General features: G+C 61.9%; 8 protein-coding genes. 5 read left to right on the forward strand and 3 right to left on the reverse strand.

The annotated features are described in order from the left end of the window. Window positions 1–39: 39 nt before the first annotated feature. Both ACGG9J_RS07950 and ACGG9J_RS07955 read left to right on the forward strand, forming a co-directional pair. Window positions 40–1416: an MFS transporter gene (locus ACGG9J_RS07950; RefSeq protein ID WP_390135156.1), complete on the forward strand. Its 1377-nt coding sequence runs from the start codon at window positions 40–42 to the stop codon at window positions 1414–1416. A 71-nt stretch (window positions 1417–1487) separates the two neighbouring features. Then, on the forward strand, window positions 1488–3725 hold the full coding sequence (locus tag ACGG9J_RS07955) for a glycoside hydrolase family 3 C-terminal domain-containing protein (protein ID WP_390135158.1): 2238 nt from the start codon (window positions 1488–1490) through the stop codon (window positions 3723–3725). Window positions 3726–3743: 18 nt separating this feature from the next. Here ACGG9J_RS07955 and ACGG9J_RS07960 read toward each other — a convergent pair whose 3' ends face one another. Beyond that, on the reverse strand, window positions 3744–5999 hold the full coding sequence (locus ACGG9J_RS07960) for a hypothetical protein (RefSeq protein ID WP_390135160.1): 2256 nt from the start codon (window positions 5997–5999) through the stop codon (window positions 3744–3746). Between the two features lie 53 nt (window positions 6000–6052). Here ACGG9J_RS07960 and ACGG9J_RS07965 point away from each other — a divergent pair, with 53 nt between their 5' ends. The 3 genes from ACGG9J_RS07965 to ACGG9J_RS07975 all read left to right on the forward strand — a co-directional run bounded on the left by ACGG9J_RS07965 (window position 6053) and on the right by ACGG9J_RS07975 (window position 13331). Then, window positions 6053–9484 carry a tetratricopeptide repeat protein gene (locus ACGG9J_RS07965; RefSeq protein WP_390135162.1) on the forward strand — a complete coding sequence of 1144 codons (3432 nt, stop codon included), beginning with the start codon at window positions 6053–6055 and terminating at the stop codon, window positions 9482–9484. Continuing rightward, on the forward strand, window positions 9477–12065 hold the full coding sequence (gene ligA, locus ACGG9J_RS07970) for an NAD-dependent DNA ligase LigA (protein ID WP_390135164.1): 2589 nt from the start codon (window positions 9477–9479) through the stop codon (window positions 12063–12065). The genes ACGG9J_RS07965 and ligA overlap by 8 nt, the downstream gene beginning before the upstream one ends. Before the next feature lie 69 nt (window positions 12066–12134). Beyond that, a complete protein-coding gene (locus tag ACGG9J_RS07975; RefSeq protein WP_390135166.1) occupies window positions 12135–13331 on the forward strand; it encodes an Mrp/NBP35 family ATP-binding protein in 1197 nt (398 codons plus the stop codon). A gap of 150 nt (window positions 13332–13481) precedes the next feature. On the opposite strand, the gene ACGG9J_RS07980 is transcribed toward ACGG9J_RS07975, so the two are convergent. Both ACGG9J_RS07980 and glnA read right to left on the reverse strand, forming a co-directional pair. Continuing rightward, window positions 13482–14828 (reverse strand): MFS transporter, encoded by a 1347-nt coding sequence (locus ACGG9J_RS07980; RefSeq protein WP_390135168.1) that lies wholly within the window; start codon window positions 14826–14828, stop codon window positions 13482–13484. A gap of 200 nt (window positions 14829–15028) precedes the next feature. After that, window positions 15029–16465: a type I glutamate--ammonia ligase gene (gene glnA, locus ACGG9J_RS07985; protein ID WP_390135170.1), complete on the reverse strand. Its 1437-nt coding sequence runs from the start codon at window positions 16463–16465 to the stop codon at window positions 15029–15031. Between the last annotated feature and the right edge of the window lie 108 nt (window positions 16466–16573).

The following is a 16573-nucleotide window of genomic DNA, read 5'->3' on the forward strand; positions in this document are numbered from 1 at the left end:
GCCACTGATTGCAAGGTTGCACACGAAGGAGCAGTAACGATGGGGAACGGAAATAAGGATCGAAGGGGAGACTCGGCTGATGGGGTTGGTGCTCGAATCGGGGAGGACATCAAAGCCATGGCCTCAGCAGATGAGACCGGAGGTGCTGTCGCAGACCAAGGCATGGATGCGAGCCTGGCTCCGGATACTGGTAGAAGGCTCAACAGCAAGGAGAAGGTCCGTTTCGCCATCGGGTTCGTCCTGGTATCCCTGCTCTGGGCGGCGCCCTTTACCATGGGGTCGGGTGTTCTTCTGCCTCAGATTTTCAATTCCCTGCATGGAGTCAGCGCTGAAGCGGCCCTAGGGACGATGAATTCGATTGGTTGCGTATTCGCCTTGGTGGCCAACGTTGTTTTCGGCGCTCTCTCTGATATGTCCAGGTTCCGCGTCGGCAAGCGCACCCCCTGGATCGTGCTGGGCGGTATTATCGGCGCCCTTGGTTTTCTGATGATCATCCAGTCGCATACCCTTTTCATGATCATCTTTGGCTGGTGCATCGTCCAGGTGGGCATCAACTGCCTGATAGCCCCGGCTGTGGCGGTCCTCTCAGACAGGATTCCCGAATCGACCAGGGGAACCTACTCGGCTCTGTATGGTGCCAGCCAGGTGGTTGGCCAGCAACTGGGAAACATCATCGGCAGCTCGTTCATAGCCAACATCCGTACGGGCCTGATAGTCGGCATGATCATCTTCCTCTTCTCTGGAATCCTCACCGTGTTGATCTGGCCGCGCGAGAAGTCAGCTGCAAACACAGTCGTGGAACGGACTTGGGCTGACGTCGGCCGGTCCTTCATACCGCCCACCAAGAACAGCCGGGACTTCTACATGGCGCTTCTGGGCAGGTTCACTTTCATCGTCGGATGTTACATGATCCAGGGCTACCAACTCTACATTCTGCAGAAGTACTGCCGTTTGAGTGATGACCAGGCTGCATCCACACTCAAGATCATGGCTCTGCTCTCGGTGATCACCACCATCCTGGCCGCTGTGGTCTCGGGCCCTCTCTCGGACTTCCTGCAGAAGCGGAAAGTGATTGTGGCCATCAGCTGTCTGATCATTGCTCTCGGGATGGTTTTCCCCTTCCTGATGCCGACCGCAACGGGCATGTGCATTTATGCCGCCTTGGCCGGAATCGGCAACGGTTGCTACATGTCAGTGGACCAGGCGCTGAATGTCGATGTGTTGCCGAATGCCAAGGAGGCCGGCAAGGACCTGGGCATCCTCAACCTGGCCAATACCATTGGTCAGGTGATCGCCCCCGGGTGCACCACCCTGGTCATCGGTATCTTTGGCGGGTATAGGATGATCTTCCCCGTTGCCATCGTTTGCCTGCTGGCGGGGACTTTCTTCATCATGATGATCCGCAAGGTCAAGTGAGTCTGAAAACCTGTAATCCGGACCTGTGCTGAGCAGCGGCCCGGCCAATCGAATCCGAAAGGAAAATAGACATGACGGAAAAATCGCATACCAAAGCCAAGAATTTGGATCTGCAAGAGGAGGCCTCGCTGACCTCGGGATCCGACTCCTGGCATCTGCAAGGACTGCCCGACAAGGGCTATGAAGGCTATATGATCACCGACGGCCCCTATGGCCTGCGCAAGGCCACCGGTTCCGACGTCTATGGCTCGGTCCCGGCCACCTGCTTCCCCCCGACCGCTGGACTGGCTTCCTCTTGGAACACTGAGCTGACCTATCAGGTGGGCCAGGCAATGGGTGAGGAGTGCGTCCAGGAGAGGGTGGCTGTGATCCTGGGGCCTGGCATCAACATCAAGCGCAGCCCGCTTGGCGGCCGCAACTTTGAGTTTTACTCGGAGGATCCTGTGCTTGCTGGGCATGAAGCTGCAGGCCTGGTCGAAGGTGTCCAGTCCAAGGGCGTGGGAACCTCTCTGAAGCACTTTGCAGCCAACAACCAGGAGACTGACCGGCTCAGAGTCAGTTCGGACGTGGACATGCGCACCCTGCGCGAGATCTATCTGCCGGCCTTCGAATATGTGGTTCAGAATGCCAAGCCTTGGACCATCATGTGTGCCTATAACAAGGTCAATGGGGTCTTCAGCTCGGAGAACCACTGGTTGCTGACGGACGTGCTGCGCGGTGAGTGGGGCTACCAGGGTATGGTCATGTCAGACTGGGGAGCTGTCCACAACAGGGTCAATGCCCTGCAGGCAGGGCTCAATCTGGAGATGCCGCCCTCCCGCACTGATGATCAGGTGGTTCAGGCTGTGAAGACTGGCCAGTTGGACAAGGATCAGCTGGACCGTATGGCCCAGGGAATTCTGGACCTGATCGACAAAGCTCGTTCGGCCATGTCCCAGCAGGGGTATCGCTATGACATCGGGGAGCACAACAACATGGCTCGTCGAGCGGCCCAGGAGTCCATTGTCCTCTTGCGCAACGAGGACCGGATTCTGCCCCTTGACCCGCGGCGGAAAGTTGCCGTCATTGGCGAGTTCGCGAGAACTCCACGTTACCAGGGCGGGGGTTCCTCGCACATCACACCTACCGAGGTCTCTTCAGCGCTGGACGGCTTCAAAGAGGCCGGTATGAAGGTGGACTTTGCTCCTGGATTCACGTTTGATGACAAAGAGCAGGATCCTGCCCTGACCCAGCAGGCGCTTGATGCTGCGCGCGGAGCAGACACTGTGGTGCTCTTCCTGGGGCTGCCGGAAGATGCTGAGTCCGAGGGCTTCGACCGCACCAGCATGGATCTTCCCGACAAGCAGGTGGCGCTGCTCAAGGCTGTGTCCGAGGTCAACGACCAGGTGGTCGTCGTCCTCTCCAATGGTGCCGTGGTGACGGTTGCCGACTGGATGGACAAGACCAAGGGCCTGTTGGAGACCTGGCTGCTGGGTCAGGAGGGTGGACGCGCTGTGGTGGATGTGCTGACCGGTGCTGCCAACCCCTCGGGCCATCTGCCTGAGACCATCCCTATCCGGCTGGAGGACAACCCCACCATCACCTCTTTCCCCGGCGAGGAGGGACACTCCCGTTACGGTGAGGGGGTCTATGTGGGCTACCGCTACTATGACACTTTCCAGCGTCCGGTGGCTTTCCCCTTCGGCTTCGGGCTGTCCTATGCCGACTTTGCGTTGGATCAGGTTACGGTGAGCAAGACAGGAGCCAACTCGGCTCGGGTGGAGGTGAACGTGACCAACACCTCGCAGGTGGACGGCGCTCAGACTGTGCAGGTCTATGTGGCTCCCTGCGCCAGCCGGGTGAATCGGCCCAGCCACGAGCTCAAGGCTTTTACCAAGATCTTCCTGAAGGCCGGGCAGTCCCGCCGGGTGAGCTTGGAACTGGCCGAGCGCGACTTCGCCTACTGGTCCACGGCCATGGATGCCTGGCATGTGGAGGCTGGCACCTACTGCATACAGGTGGGCACCTCCAGCCGCGATCTGGTTGCGGAGCAGGACCTGCAGGTGGATGGCGACGGCCGGTTCATCCCGCTGAATGCCGAATCAACCATGGCTGAGTGGCGCGAGAATGTAATCGGCGGGCCCATCATGAACGATCGTATCGAGCAGGATGGCATACCGCTGCCCGACGATCCCAATACGGCCCAGCTCTTCGACACCATGCCCCTGGCCTCGGTCATCACCTTGTCGGGTGGCGATGGCAATGGCATCGTGGCTGACATGGTCAACCGGTATCATGAGGCCCTCAGGCAGCAGGGCCTGAACTTCTGATACCGCGGTCGGCTGGACTCAGGGTCCTAGGAACCAGACGGCTACATTCATGGCCTGACTGGGGTCAAAGTGCTCCAGCAGGACCACGGCGTCGATGAATGTCAGGACCAGACCAGCCAGACAGGCCAGTGTCAGCAGGCTCATGACGGCCGTTCCCGCTGTGGAGCGGCCGTTTTCATATGCAGAGGATGCAGCGGCCATGACCACCACGGCGGCCAGGCAGATCAGCCAGGCGAAATCAATAGTGTAGCGTACCGAAAATCCGCCCAAATAGGAGTCTGCGGCCATGACCAGAGCCGCTAGGACCAAGGCCAGGATCAAGGCGGGCATCCATCCCCGACGCTGCAGATTCCGTCGTACTCGGGGCACGACAATAAGAGCAATGGCCAGCAATAGTGCCGGGGTGGTGATCAGCAGCCCTCCAAGGCCAGGCTCGGTGAAGTGCCAGACCCGCAGGGGAGCGGGGGAGAATTGCAGGTAGGGGAAGATCGGCATGGTGGTCAACGGCTGCAGAAGGTAGTAGCCAAAGATCTGCAACAGGCCCTGGGTGCCGGGATGATAGTTGGTCAAGTCCAGGACGGTCATCTGATATCGGTTGCCGAAGTCCAGCAGGGACCCGAAGCGCCAGCGGTTGTACCAGAGCAGAGGAGCCGCCAACAGAAGGACAGGCAGCAGGCCGCAGACCAGCAAGGACAGCGCCCGTCTTCGGGACAGAGCCCCGGGATGGGGCTTGCGCGTGAACAGAGTGCTGAGTACTGCCCTTATCTCCTTGGCAAACAGGGGTAGTGCCAGTAGACCGGCGGTCAGGAAGGTGGGTCGGCATCCCAGAGTGGCGGCTACTGACAATGATCCCAAAAAGAGTCGGGGTCTGGACAGATGCCAGGAGTGATCCCCGTCTTCTATGGTCCACATGCGTGTTGATTGACGGCTCTGATGTTTACCGGCGTCGGCAGTCTGTCGAGGGACCCGTCTGGCCCCCATCCAGAGCCAAAGACCGGTCATGGCCGCCAGCAAGGAGGCGTCGAAGGGAACCGTATAGAAATTTCGGCGGCACCAGAGGTAGACCATGCCGGACCCTCCCAGCATGGTTGTAAGGGCCATGCCGACCACGGCCAAGTTGACCCGAGGGAACCAGCGGGCCACCAGGCGGATAGTGGCCAGAGCCGTCATGATGGTGGCCGCCGCAACCAGCAGGGCTGCAGCCGAACTGGTGGGTAGGGCATAGCCGCCTGGATGCACCAGGCCGGTTATCGCTCGGTAGGGCAGGAAGAGCAGCAGCGCCGGCAGCACGCCGAAGTAGGAATACCAGTGGCCGTTCCTATAGACGTAGTCCCAATATATGGGTTGCTGGTCCTGGGCCAACAGTGCGTTCCGGGTGGCTATGTCAAAGGGATTGGCGGCCTTGGCCAGACCCGGCGCCTGTCCCAGATCCAGCCAAGGGCGTCCATGCAGCAGGGCCTGGGCCACGTGATCGTACTGGTTGAAGTCGTAGACGTAGGCCTGCGGATGGTGGTAGGCCATGGGGATGAAGGTGGATAGATCGTGCTGGATGTTCCAGCAGGACCAGGCTGCCAGTGGAGCCAGAATCAGGACCAGGACCAGGCGCTGGCTCACTGAGCCCGTATTCAGCCGGGTCCGCCAAAGGACCGAGCCTGGCAGGTAGCTCAGGATCAACACTGCTAGACAGACCAGCGTCAGTATCCGCGCCGGGCTGAGGTCCAGGGGGACCACCTCGGCTGGAGTCATTCCGGTCAGCTCCAGTTGAGATCCGATGGGTTCCTGTATCCACAGTCGCATAGCCTGGATCCGGTCACTTTTGGGATTTCCTCGTATGCGCAGGTAGTGGCTGCGGGCCTGACCGGGGCAGATCAGCCCTCGGGTACCCTGGGTCCATCCTTTGTCGCCGGCCAGGCGTAGGTCCAGACGTACATGGATCTGCGACAGGGACGAACCCTCGATGTCCTTTGCAAAGTGGGCCTGAACAAAGGATGCGGATCCATCTGTGACAGGGATATTTATCCAGGCCCCAGCTGGATCGGTGATCTTCAGTTCTCCACTCGGAATCGTGGAAAGTCCAGGGCCCAATTGGTTAGGACGTGCCGCGGCACCATTTGCGGCCTTTGCTGCAGAGTCGGGAGCGGATGCCGCCAGCGACTGCCAATGGGCCAGGTTGAATACTCCCAGTTCGAGGATGAGCACAGCAAGAAGCGCCAGCAGCAGCCGAATCGTCGTGCCCCTGCTCAAGGCGGGGCGTCGCAGGACTGGCAGAGTCATCACGGTTTTATTCTAACGGCGACATGTCTGGCTGGATTGGGAGAATCAAAGGTATGTCCAAGAACGCGAAGAAGTCCCGGGGGCTTGGTGATCTGTCCAGCCTGGGCCGTTCCATTCTTTCCTCACTGGAGGGACTGGTCGGCTCCTCTCGGCCGACTGCTGGGAGTCGTAGGGATCGTCCCCTGGATTCTTCGGTGGCCGACATGGTCGATCTGATAAACCGGACGGGGCGTCATCCTGATGATCGGCAGATGCGCGAATTTTTGACCTCACACAGCCGTGTTCTGGGCATCGCTGTCAAGCGTCGACTTTTTCCCCGTCTGCAGGGCGTGCCCGAGGGGCTGACTCTGGGTTGGGTCCAATGGTCTGATGCGCCAGGCCGCGGCTTCGCGCTGGGTGTCTTCACTGATCGACGTCACTTTGCCCAGATCGCTCTGGCTGACGATCATGGCCGGGTCTTCATCGGCGAGCAGAGCCGGATGGACCTGCAGAACATGGAGCCTGCCTTCTTGCTGGGGCGGGAGGAGGAAGTGACCCTGGCCGACGGTCGTCGGCTGGGTCGTGATCCAGAACAGGATTCGGGGCCGGTTCACGCCCTGCAGGGTGCCGTAGCAGGTCGTGACGCTGCCGGTCACCTGCGCTGGCTGGCCTCCTGGCTTCGATCCGATGGCCGCTATTCCCTGGAGCAAATGCGCCCACTGCTGCCTGCAGAAATGCGTCTGGACCTGGAGTACCGGGATGCCGTGGCCATCGCCTTCTTCGCAGCTTACCTCCTGCCGCGCATCCAAGGAACCTTTACCGGGTTCGGCTCGGGCAACATCTTCTACCGGCTTAACCGGGAGGCGCCCATGGGAGCCATCCGACGCAGCGTGGGCGACATGATTCAGGCGCGCTCCCATGGTCAGCGGGTCTCCGGTCTGGAGGATCTGTTCGCCGATCTGATGCGTGAGGCCGGGGCGCTCTCGCCCGTTTCGGGCCTTGAGGCCATTCATGGGGCGGAGCCCCTGCACCTGTATGCTTCTTCTTACTCCGGCGCCTACTTCCTGAGCTGGGACAATGGGCTGGAGTTCACCGCCGCTCTTGCGGCCCTGCGCATTGAAGGCAATCTCAACAGGTTCGCCGCTGTCAGCGCCTGGCTGGAGCGCAATGCCCGTCTGGGGACGCTGCCCACCGAGGACTCGATCAACCGCGTCCAGGCAACTCGGCTGGATCAGGCTCTTTTGGATGATCCTGCCATTGTCGCCTTGCTGCGCCCGGGAGACTATTCGATTCCCTTCGACCCTTTGGAGGACGACGGACGGATCGCTATCAACGCCATGGTCGAAAAAGCTGCGGCGACCGCCGTCACAGTCCGCCAACATGCTCCCCGGGCTCTGCCGGTGCGAGCGGACGGACAGGGTCAGGAGCCGGTGCGATCCGAGTGGGTCTATCGGCAGACGCTGGCCATGCTGGTGCGCTCCCTTCGGCTGCCTTTCCGCTTCGATGTGGAGTTCAGGACCAACCTTGCCCAGGGGCAGGTGGCCCTGGCCTTCACCGCAGCGGGGCGTACCATGATGCCCTCCAGCCGCTACGATGACCACTCACGGGCTTGGCGTGACCTGGATGAGGGCGAGCGGTCTGCAATGAGCGCTGACTACAATATGCGGGTCGGCCTGATGATGGCCGCCCTGGCCTTCGGGGTGGATCCGGCCGTGCGCGAGGTCAGCCTGCAGATCGACTCCATCGGTCTGGAAGAGGCTGTCGACCAGCAGAACTCGGCCATCAGGACCATGATGGGACAGGCTCTGGAGGCCTTTGAGCGCATGCGTTCAGGCGAGGTGGCCCCCACAGGGTCCAAGGCCGATCCCAAGGATGGCGACGTGCATGGGGATCCCACCAAGCCCATTGCCTCCCGGATGGCTCCCGAGCAGCAAGAGGGAAATGAGGAGGACAAGGCAGAGGACCAGGACGAAACGGGATCTGTGGACCGTGAGTTCAAGGATCTCATGCAGGGTGTGGACCTTGACGCCGCAGCCTTTGCGCCGCCGTCCTCAGCCAATGGTTCCGATGCGGACGAGTCTGCCGCAGAGGGAGCTTCGAACGAGAAGGTCCCGAATGATGATGCTTCCGAGGATCAGACTGACGTCAACGGATCGCAGAATCCGCTCAGCGCCTTACAGAGCAATCCGACTGTACGCACCCTGGTATCGGTGGTCTTCAGCAGGGAACTCTTCCTCTCCCGTATCCGTTCGCAAGGTCTGAAGGATCCACGTGCCGTCTACCGCTTCTTCGACGCGGCCATGCAGGTGGATTCCCAGGGCGGACTCAAGCCCACTGATGCCGACTTCGACATGCGCGATGACCGCTTCAGCCCACATGGCAGCCAGGAGGAGCCTGAGTTCTCCGAGGTGGCCTTTGCCGACAAGTCAGCCAAGGCCTTAGGAGCGCACAAGGCTGTGGACCTGTCAATTCAACGCGCCGATCTGTTGCAGAGGGCTGTGGGTGGCTTCCACCGGCTAGCCTCGGACCGAACTATGACTTCGGCAGCCAAGGCCCAGGAAGCAACTGGCATCATCCAGAGCATCGGCGATCCCGAGCTGGAACAGCTGGCCCCTCAGGTGGCCAGCGCCATGATCGACGGCACCCCTGTTCCCGACTTCGACTTCTCACTGTCCTCACAGCTGGACAAGGAGCGCGTCAAAGCCCGCGATCTCCTCTTCTCCGGCGGCGCGGCCCAGGGCATACAGGTTGAGCAGGATGCCATCGCCCATATGGATGCCGTCTTTGCAGCCGAGGGCCGAGTGCCCCGCTACTTCAACTCATACGCCGAACGGGTGGTCTATAACCGTCTCTTCGCCACACCGGGGGAGCGGACCCTGCTCATTCCTGACAACCTCTTCTATGCCCACCTGGAGATAGCCGACCTGCTGGCACAGCTCAAGGAGGACCAGGCGGCCCTCAAGCATCTGAACGCCATGGTGGCCTATGCGCCCGCCTACCCGCTCTCCCACCTGAAGCTGGCGGTCATGCTGGCCAACCGGGAGGACTGGGATTCGGCCCGGGCTGCCACCCTGAACGCCCTGCGAGTGGCTCTGGACAGGGACGATGCCTCATTTGCCTATTACCGTCTGGCCTATGCCTCATGGATGCGCGACGAGTTCGACGTGGCTGCAGCGGCCTATCTGATGAGCGAGCACATCAGTCCCGACCGGATACCAGCCCTCAAGACCGAGCTGGCCGAGCTGCAGGCCAGGGCCCGCTCCCAGTGCGTGGTTCTGCCCGAAGACCACAGGCAGGCCCGCCGAGTGCTGGCTGAACACGGCCTGCCGGTCTGGCCTCACACCGAGGTGGCTTCGATAGTGCGCCAGGCCGCGCGCATCTGTGTGGACGGCGGGCTGTTTGTCCCGGCCCGAACACTGTCAATGGCGGCCGCCAGGATGAACGACGACGATAATGAAGGTGTTGATGTGGTACAGGCACAGTTCATGAGGTCGCTCAATGCATGACAAAACAGCTCAGGAAGATATTCAGCAAACCAGCGATGAGGATGGCAATGCCCAGTCCAGGCCCAGGCCGGGCACTGACCGATGGATAGCCTCCCTTCAGCCCGACGATGCTGATGCCATGCGGCTGGGGGAGCTGGACCTTGACTCCTTGGGGGCCCAGCAGGCCCAGCGTCTCTGGTCCAGGCTGGCCGCCTGGGTGGAGTCCGACCAGGTCGCTTACTACATAGACGATGCGCCGGTCTCCTCCGACGCCGCCTATGATGCCAGGATGCGCTGCCTGCAGGAGCTGGAGTCCCGCTTCCCCAGCCTGGATACCCCCCAGTCGCCGACGCACCGGGTAGGGGGAACCTTCTCTAATGACTTCGCCTCAGTCCGTCACCCCTCCCAGATGCTCAGCCTGGATGATGTCTTCAGTATTTCGGAGCTGCGCCAGTGGTATGACGGGCTTCGCAGCGAGCTTGACTGGCCGCAAAACAAGGCCCTGCCTATGACCAGCGAGGTCAAGATCGACGGCCTGGCACTCAACCTCCTCTACCGCAACGGGGTTCTGGAGCAAGGCCTTACCAGAGGAGACGGGGTGACTGGTGAGGACATCACCCTGAACGTCAGAACCATTCCAAGCATTCCGCAGAACCTGTCGGGTCCGTCCGGCGACATCCCCGAGTTCGTGGAGGTCCGTGGTGAAGTCTTCATGCGGTTTGACGACTTCAACGCCTTGAACGAGCAGCAGGAGCGGGAGGGCAAGGCGCCCTTCGCCAACCCTCGCAACGCCGCCGCCGGATCCTTGAGGCAGAAGGATCCGCGCATCACGGCCAGCCGCCGTCTGAGCTTCTACGCCCATGGCCTGGGCTCCCTGAGGTGGGGACCGGCCCATCCCAAGGGGACCCACGACGAGGTCATTGACCAGTCTCAGGCCTACGACCTTTACAAGCAGTGGGGGATTCCGATTTCCCCCCACAACCGTGTCGTCACCTCTTTCGACCAGATCCTGGACATGATCGACTATTACGGCCAGCACCGCAATGATATCGAGCACGCCTTGGACGGCATCGTGGTCAAGCTTCAGGATAGGGATCTGCAGCGCAGGTTGGGCGCCACCTCCCGTGCCCCCCGCTGGGCCGTAGCCTACAAGTACCCGCCGGAGGAGGTCAATACCCGGCTTCTGGACGTCACTGTCCAGGTGGGCAGGACCGGGCGAATCACCCCGGTGGCTGTGCTCACCCCGGTCACCGTGGCCGGGTCCACGGTCTCCAGGACCACCCTCCACAACGCCTCTGAGGTCAAGCGCAAGGGCATTCTGATCGGGGACACGGTCGTGGTTCGCAAGGCGGGCGATGTGATCCCCGAGCTGGTCGGACCGGTCGTCGAGGCCAGGAAGGGGCGCGAGAAGGACCTGAGGCCCTTCGTCATGCCCGAGACCTGCCCCAGCTGTGGCGCCCGTTTGGCTCCGGCCAAGGAGGGCGACGTGGACATCCGCTGTCCCAATGTGGAGTCCTGCCCGGCCCAGCTGACCGAGCGGATCATCCACATGGCCTCGCGAAAGGCCCTCGACATCGAGCATCTGGGGGAGCAGAGCGCCATAGCTCTGACCAACCCCGATGAGAACCGGCCCGATTCCGTTGAGGTCTATGCTCCCGGCCTGCGTGAGGTCCTGGTCGACCAGGGCGGCCAGGCAGCCCCCTACCAGCCGGATCCGGATCTGACGCTTCCGCCCCGGCAGGATCCGGTCCTGACTAGCGAGGCAGGCCTCTTCGACCTGAAGGTGGAGGATCTGCGTCAGGTCTATGTCTGGCGTGAGGTTCCTCTGATGGAGCAGATGGAGGTCGAAGGCCGGCAAGGGCGTGCTGCAACCAAGCGCAGGACTGGCGGCAGCGGCCTCTGGTACCGGGTGCCGGCCTTCTATAATCTGCCCAAGGGCGCCCAGGCAGGACAAGGCGAGCGGGCTATGAACAGTCATGAGACCCAGGTCCAGGAGGCCGCACTGGACAGTGCCGACGCCCAACCTTCCAGGAACACCCTGCAGATGCTTGAAGAAATCGACAAGGCCAGGCATGCCGACCTGTGGAGGGTCCTGGTGGCCCTGTCCATTCGGCACCTGGGACCGACCTCGGCTCGGGCCATAGCTACCCGTTTCCCGTCACTCAAGGCCGTGGAGGAGGCCAGCGTAGAGGACCTGTCCGAGCTGGACGGGGTGGGCCCCGAGATTGCGCACTCCATCCACGACTGGTTCCAGGGCGCCCGACAGCCCGGTGACTGGCGCGGTCGCATCCTGGATGCCTGGCAGGCCGCCGGAGTGGGCGCCCACGTCGAACGCAGCACCAAGCCCCAGACCCTGAAAGGCATGACCGTGGTGGTCACCGGCAGCCTGGAGGACTTCTCCAGGGACTCCGCCAAGGAGGCCATCGTCGAGCGCGGCGGCAAGGCCTCGGGGTCTGTCAGCAAGAAGACCACCTATGTGGTGGTGGGCGCCAATCCGGGCTCCAAGGCCGACAAGGCTGAGAGCCTGGGCCTGCCCATCCTGGACGAGGCGGCTTTCCATCGCCTGCTTGACACTGGCGACCCCAGCCCGGCCCAAGGCTGATTGTGACATTCGCAATATCCGACCAGCCGCGCCCTAGCAGCCGATGGCTGGGCGCGATATGGTGACGGCATGGAACAAGTAGAGCATCGCAAGGAAGGGACCCGGGATCTGGAGGAGCTGCCTCGAAGAATCAAGGGGGAGGTCTATGAGCGGCTCAGCAGGGTCATCGATCCAGAGCTGGGGCGGTCCATCACCGATCTGGGCATGATCACCGACATCATTGTCGAGCCCGCCAGGGATGCCCAGGCCGACTATGAGGTGACCGTAAGGGTCGAGCTGACCATCAAGGGATGCCCGCTGTCGACCACCATCACCAACCAGATCAACGGGACCGTGACCTCCTACCCGCGAGCCCGGCTGCGTCCGCATATCGATGTCTCCTCCATGAGCCGGGAGAAGCTGGACAACCTGGTGGCCGACCTCAAGGCCGCCCGGCGCAGCAATCCCTTCTCCAAACCGGGCGTGGGCACCCGCATCTTCGCCATCGCCTCGGGCAAGGGGGGCGTGGGCAAGTCCTCGGTGACCGTCAACCTGGCGGCCACGCTGGCTGCCCTGGGCTATGACACGGCCGCCATTGACGCAGACATCTATGGATTCTCCCTGCCTGGGCTCTTCGGCGTGCACAGCCGGCCCACCAATCTGCACGGCATGCTGATGCCGGTCACCGCCTGGGGGGTCAAGCTGATCTCCATTGGCATGTTCGCCGGGTCGGACCGGGCCATCCTCTGGAGGGGGCCGCGCCTGCAGCGCTCGCTGGAACAGTTCCTCTCCGATGTCTGGTGGGGGGACCCCGACGTGCTCCTGCTGGATCTGGCTCCTGGCACCGGGGACATGGCCCTCTCGGTGGCCCAGGCCCTGCCCAACAGCCGGCTGATTGTGGTCACCACCCCCCAGCCATCGGCCTCGCAGGTGGCCGTGCGTTCAGGGCTGGTGGCCCTGCAGCTGCCCACTATGGTCCAGGGTGTAATCGAGAACATGTCCTGGTACGAGCACAATGGTGAGCGACTGCGCATTTTCGGCCAGGGAGGCGGCCAGCGGGTGGCCGACCAGCTGACCCGGGATCTGGGATACCAGGTGCCCCTGCTGGAACAGCTGCCCCTGCAGACAGACCTGCGTGAGTCGGGGGAGTCCGGTCGGCCGGCCGTGCTCAGACCAGATGGCTCCCTGGATGATTCGCCGCTGACCAAGAGATTCGTGGATCTGGCCAAGACCCTGATGGAAGGTTCGGAGCCTGGCGATGTTCGGCGTGCCGCCGGTGATGACTGACCGTCTATACGATGACTGACTCTACAGAAATAGCTCAGTCTGGTGGACTGGCCACTGCGGGTATGGACTGGCCACCGCCGGTATGTCTTCTTGGCCATCCCTCGAATTATCTGTCTTCGAGGTTTTAGTCCGGCCGTGCCTTGTTCAGGATTAGACGACGGCCGGGCTCTGCTGGCTGGTGATCTGCCGCGAGGGGATGGCCAGGAACCAGGGGACGGCCAGCAGGACCAGGCCGATGGCGCACATGGCCAGGAAGGGAATGACCTCATGCCCGGCCAGGATGTAGGAGGCGAACATGGGTCCCACGATGTAGCCCAGTGAGGCGGCTGTGTTGAGCAGGCCGAACATGCGCCCGCTGAACGATGGTCCAGCCAGCTCGGCGGCCACCACCGGCTGGGAGATGCCCATCATGACTTCGCCCAGCCCGAAGATGGTGATGCCCAGGGAGGCTACGCCCAGGGCACTGGGGGTGGAATCAAGGCGCAGGCCCAGGACGATGATCACCCAGGCTGCAGCCCAGAAGACCGGCACGGTTCGCAGCAGACGCACATGGTTGGCGTCCTTGAGCCGGGGCAGCAGCACGATGTTCATGATGACCACCGAGAAGGTGTTGACCACGTCCACCACTGACAGGGACCAGCGGGGGATGTGCGGATCGGAGATCAGAGTGGTGACCAGACCGGCGTCGAACTGGGAGTAGCCGAACAGGTCCATGAAGAAGGTGCCCATGGTCAGCAGGATCATGGAGGCCAGCACCCTGGTCAGGGAGCTGGTCCGCCCTCCGAAGGTGCCGTTGACGGTCCTGCTTTCTGTGCTGTCCGGCTGGTTGCCCTGCAAGGCATGGGTAGCCCCTGCGGATTCCTGGACGACCTCTCGTTCTGCCTGAGCCTTGAGCTCAGCCGTCAGGCGGCGCAGCTGCCAATGCCGTTCGATGACCAGCAGGGACAGGCTAAGCAGGGCGAATCCAAGGGCCCTGCCGCCGAAGCCCAGCCGGTAGAGGAAGTCCTGACCACCTGCGGCCAGCAGACCGCCTACAGCAGCTCCAAGGCCGATGCCCAGGTTGAGCTCGGCCTGGTTGATGCCGTAGACGATCCGGTGTTGCTCCCTAGTGGAGATCTGCGTCAGAATGCTGGCCCAGGAGGTCTGCATGCCCATCCCTAGTCCTGAGACGAAGGCTCCTGCGACTGCTGCTCGGTAGTCGTGGGCCACGGTGAAGATCAGGGGGCCGATGACCGAGAAGATCATGGCCGTGTGCATGGCCAGCCAGGAGGAGCGACGATCCGAGACCCAGCCGATGATGGGGTTGGAGATCAAGGACCCTACCGAACTGATGGTCACCAGAAGGGCGGCCTCGCTCATGGTGGCGCCCAGGGAATGGGTGGCAAAGAGCAGTTCGATGGGCATGACCAGACCGATGCCGAAGTTGCACATGAGGTCCACGATGAGCATGGCTCGCAGATATACGGGCAACTCCATGAACTCTAGCAGCCAGCGCATCGGTTTCCACCTCCATCGGATCTGTTTTCGTACCTCTCCTCATTCTGGCCTGACCGCCTGCCGGGATGCCGGGGTTGGCGTGTTGCCGTCAATAGGCGGAGACCGATGGTTGTGACGACGCAAAAGGCCCGACCCTTCAGCAGGAAGGATCGGGCTACATGTGACCTGGCCGGTCAGCCAGGGTCAGTCCTCAGGGGAACTCAGATATGGAAGTAGAGCTCGTACTCCAGGGGGGTGGGGGCCAGACGGGTCTGGTCCAGCTCGCCGCGCTTCAAGTCCAGCCAGGTTTGAATCAGGTCGTCGGTGAAAACGTCTCCCTCGCTCAGGAAGTCGTGATCCTCTTCGAGGGCATTCAGAGCCTCCTCAAGAGAGCCGGGCACCTGCTTGATCTGGGCGTGCTCCTCCGGAGGCAGCTCATAGAGGTCCTTGTCGATGGGGGCCGGAGGCTCGGTGTGGTTGAGGATGCCGTCCAGTCCTGCCATCAGCTGGGCAGAGAAGGCCAGGAAGGGGTTGCAGGATGGATCGGGGGCGCGGAACTCGATCCGCTTGGCGGCAGGAGAAGTGCCTGCCAGGGGTATGCGGATAGCTGCCGAACGGTTCCGGGCCGAGTAAACCAGGTTGACCGGGGCCTCATAGCCGGGCACCAGGCGCTTGTAAGAGTTGGTGGAGGGGTTGGTGAAAGCCAGAACAGACGAGGCATGCTCAATCAGGCCGCCCACATACCAGCGGGCAATGTTGGAAAGTCCGCCGTAGCCATTCTCGTCGTAGAAGAGGGGCTTGCCATCCTTCCAGAGGGACTGGTGGCAGTGCATGCCGGTCCCGTTGTCCCCGGCGATGGGCTTGGGCATGAAGGTGGCCGCCTTGCCGGCCAGGGCAGCGGTCTCGTGGACCACATACTTGTACTTCATCAGGTCGTCGCCCGCATGCAGCAGGGTATTGAAACGATAGTTGATTTCCTGCTGGCCTGCGCCGCCCACCTCGTGATGCGATCGTTCCAGAATCAGGCCCACCTTCTGCAAGTTGGCAACCATGTCGTCGCGCAGATCCTGGTAGTGGTCGATCGGCGGTACGGGGAAGTAGCCCTTCTTGACCCGGTTCTTGAAACCGATATTGTCTGAGCCGTCCTCTTCCACATCCACGCCCGAGTTCCAAGGCGCCTCGATAGAGTCCACTTCATAGAAGGAGCGCTGCATGCTGTTCTCGAAGCGCACCTTGTCGAAGATGAAGAACTCGGCCTCAGGAGCGAAGGAGGCCGTATCTGCGATGCCGGTGGAGCGCAGGTAGGCTTCGGCCTTGGAAGCGATCTGCCGTGGGTCGCGAGAGTAGGGCTCGTCGGTCACCGGGTCCACGATGGAGAAAGCCACATTCAAAGTGCGGTGGCGGCGGAAGGGATCCAGATAGGCGGTTTCAGGATCCGGAATCAGCTTCATGTCGGACTCATTGATGGCTTGGAATCCCTGGACGGAGGAGCCGTCGAAAGCCATACCGTCAGTGAAGGCATCTTTGAGGAATTCGCTGGCGGGGACGGTGAAGTGCTGCTGGACGCCGATCAGATCCGTAAACCTGACTGAGACGTATTCCACGCCCTCCTGGTTGATTACAGCTTCGCAATCGGCCTTTGACTTCAGTTCTCTCACTGAACTGCTCCTTTCCTGGAAAACCGTAACGGTCACCTAGTCTAGGGGACCGGATTTTTCGGCAATGCGCCGGTGAGGTTACGGGGGTGTTTCATGCGAAGGTCCCGG

Source organism: Bifidobacterium apicola (assembly GCF_042846865.1).
Lineage (GTDB): Bacteria > Actinomycetota > Actinomycetes > Actinomycetales > Bifidobacteriaceae > Bombiscardovia > Bombiscardovia apicola.

Excerpts from the sequence above, each read along its gene's own strand:
- ACGG9J_RS07960 (WP_390135160.1), bottom strand. The coding sequence starts at position 5,999 with ATGACTCTGCCAGTCCTGCGACGCCCCGCCTTGAGCAGGGGCACGACG.
- ACGG9J_RS07975 (WP_390135166.1), top strand. The coding sequence starts at position 12,135 with ATGGAACAAGTAGAGCATCGCAAGGAAGGGACCCGGGATCTGGAGGAG.
- ACGG9J_RS07980 (WP_390135168.1), bottom strand. The coding sequence starts at position 14,828 with ATGCGCTGGCTGCTAGAGTTCATGGAGTTGCCCGTATATCTGCGAGCC.
- ACGG9J_RS07955 (WP_390135158.1), top strand. The coding sequence starts at position 1,488 with ATGACGGAAAAATCGCATACCAAAGCCAAGAATTTGGATCTGCAAGAG.
- ligA (WP_390135164.1), top strand. The coding sequence starts at position 9,477 with ATGCATGACAAAACAGCTCAGGAAGATATTCAGCAAACCAGCGATGAG.
- ACGG9J_RS07965 (WP_390135162.1), top strand. The coding sequence starts at position 6,053 with ATGTCCAAGAACGCGAAGAAGTCCCGGGGGCTTGGTGATCTGTCCAGC.
- ACGG9J_RS07950 (WP_390135156.1), top strand. The coding sequence starts at position 40 with ATGGGGAACGGAAATAAGGATCGAAGGGGAGACTCGGCTGATGGGGTT.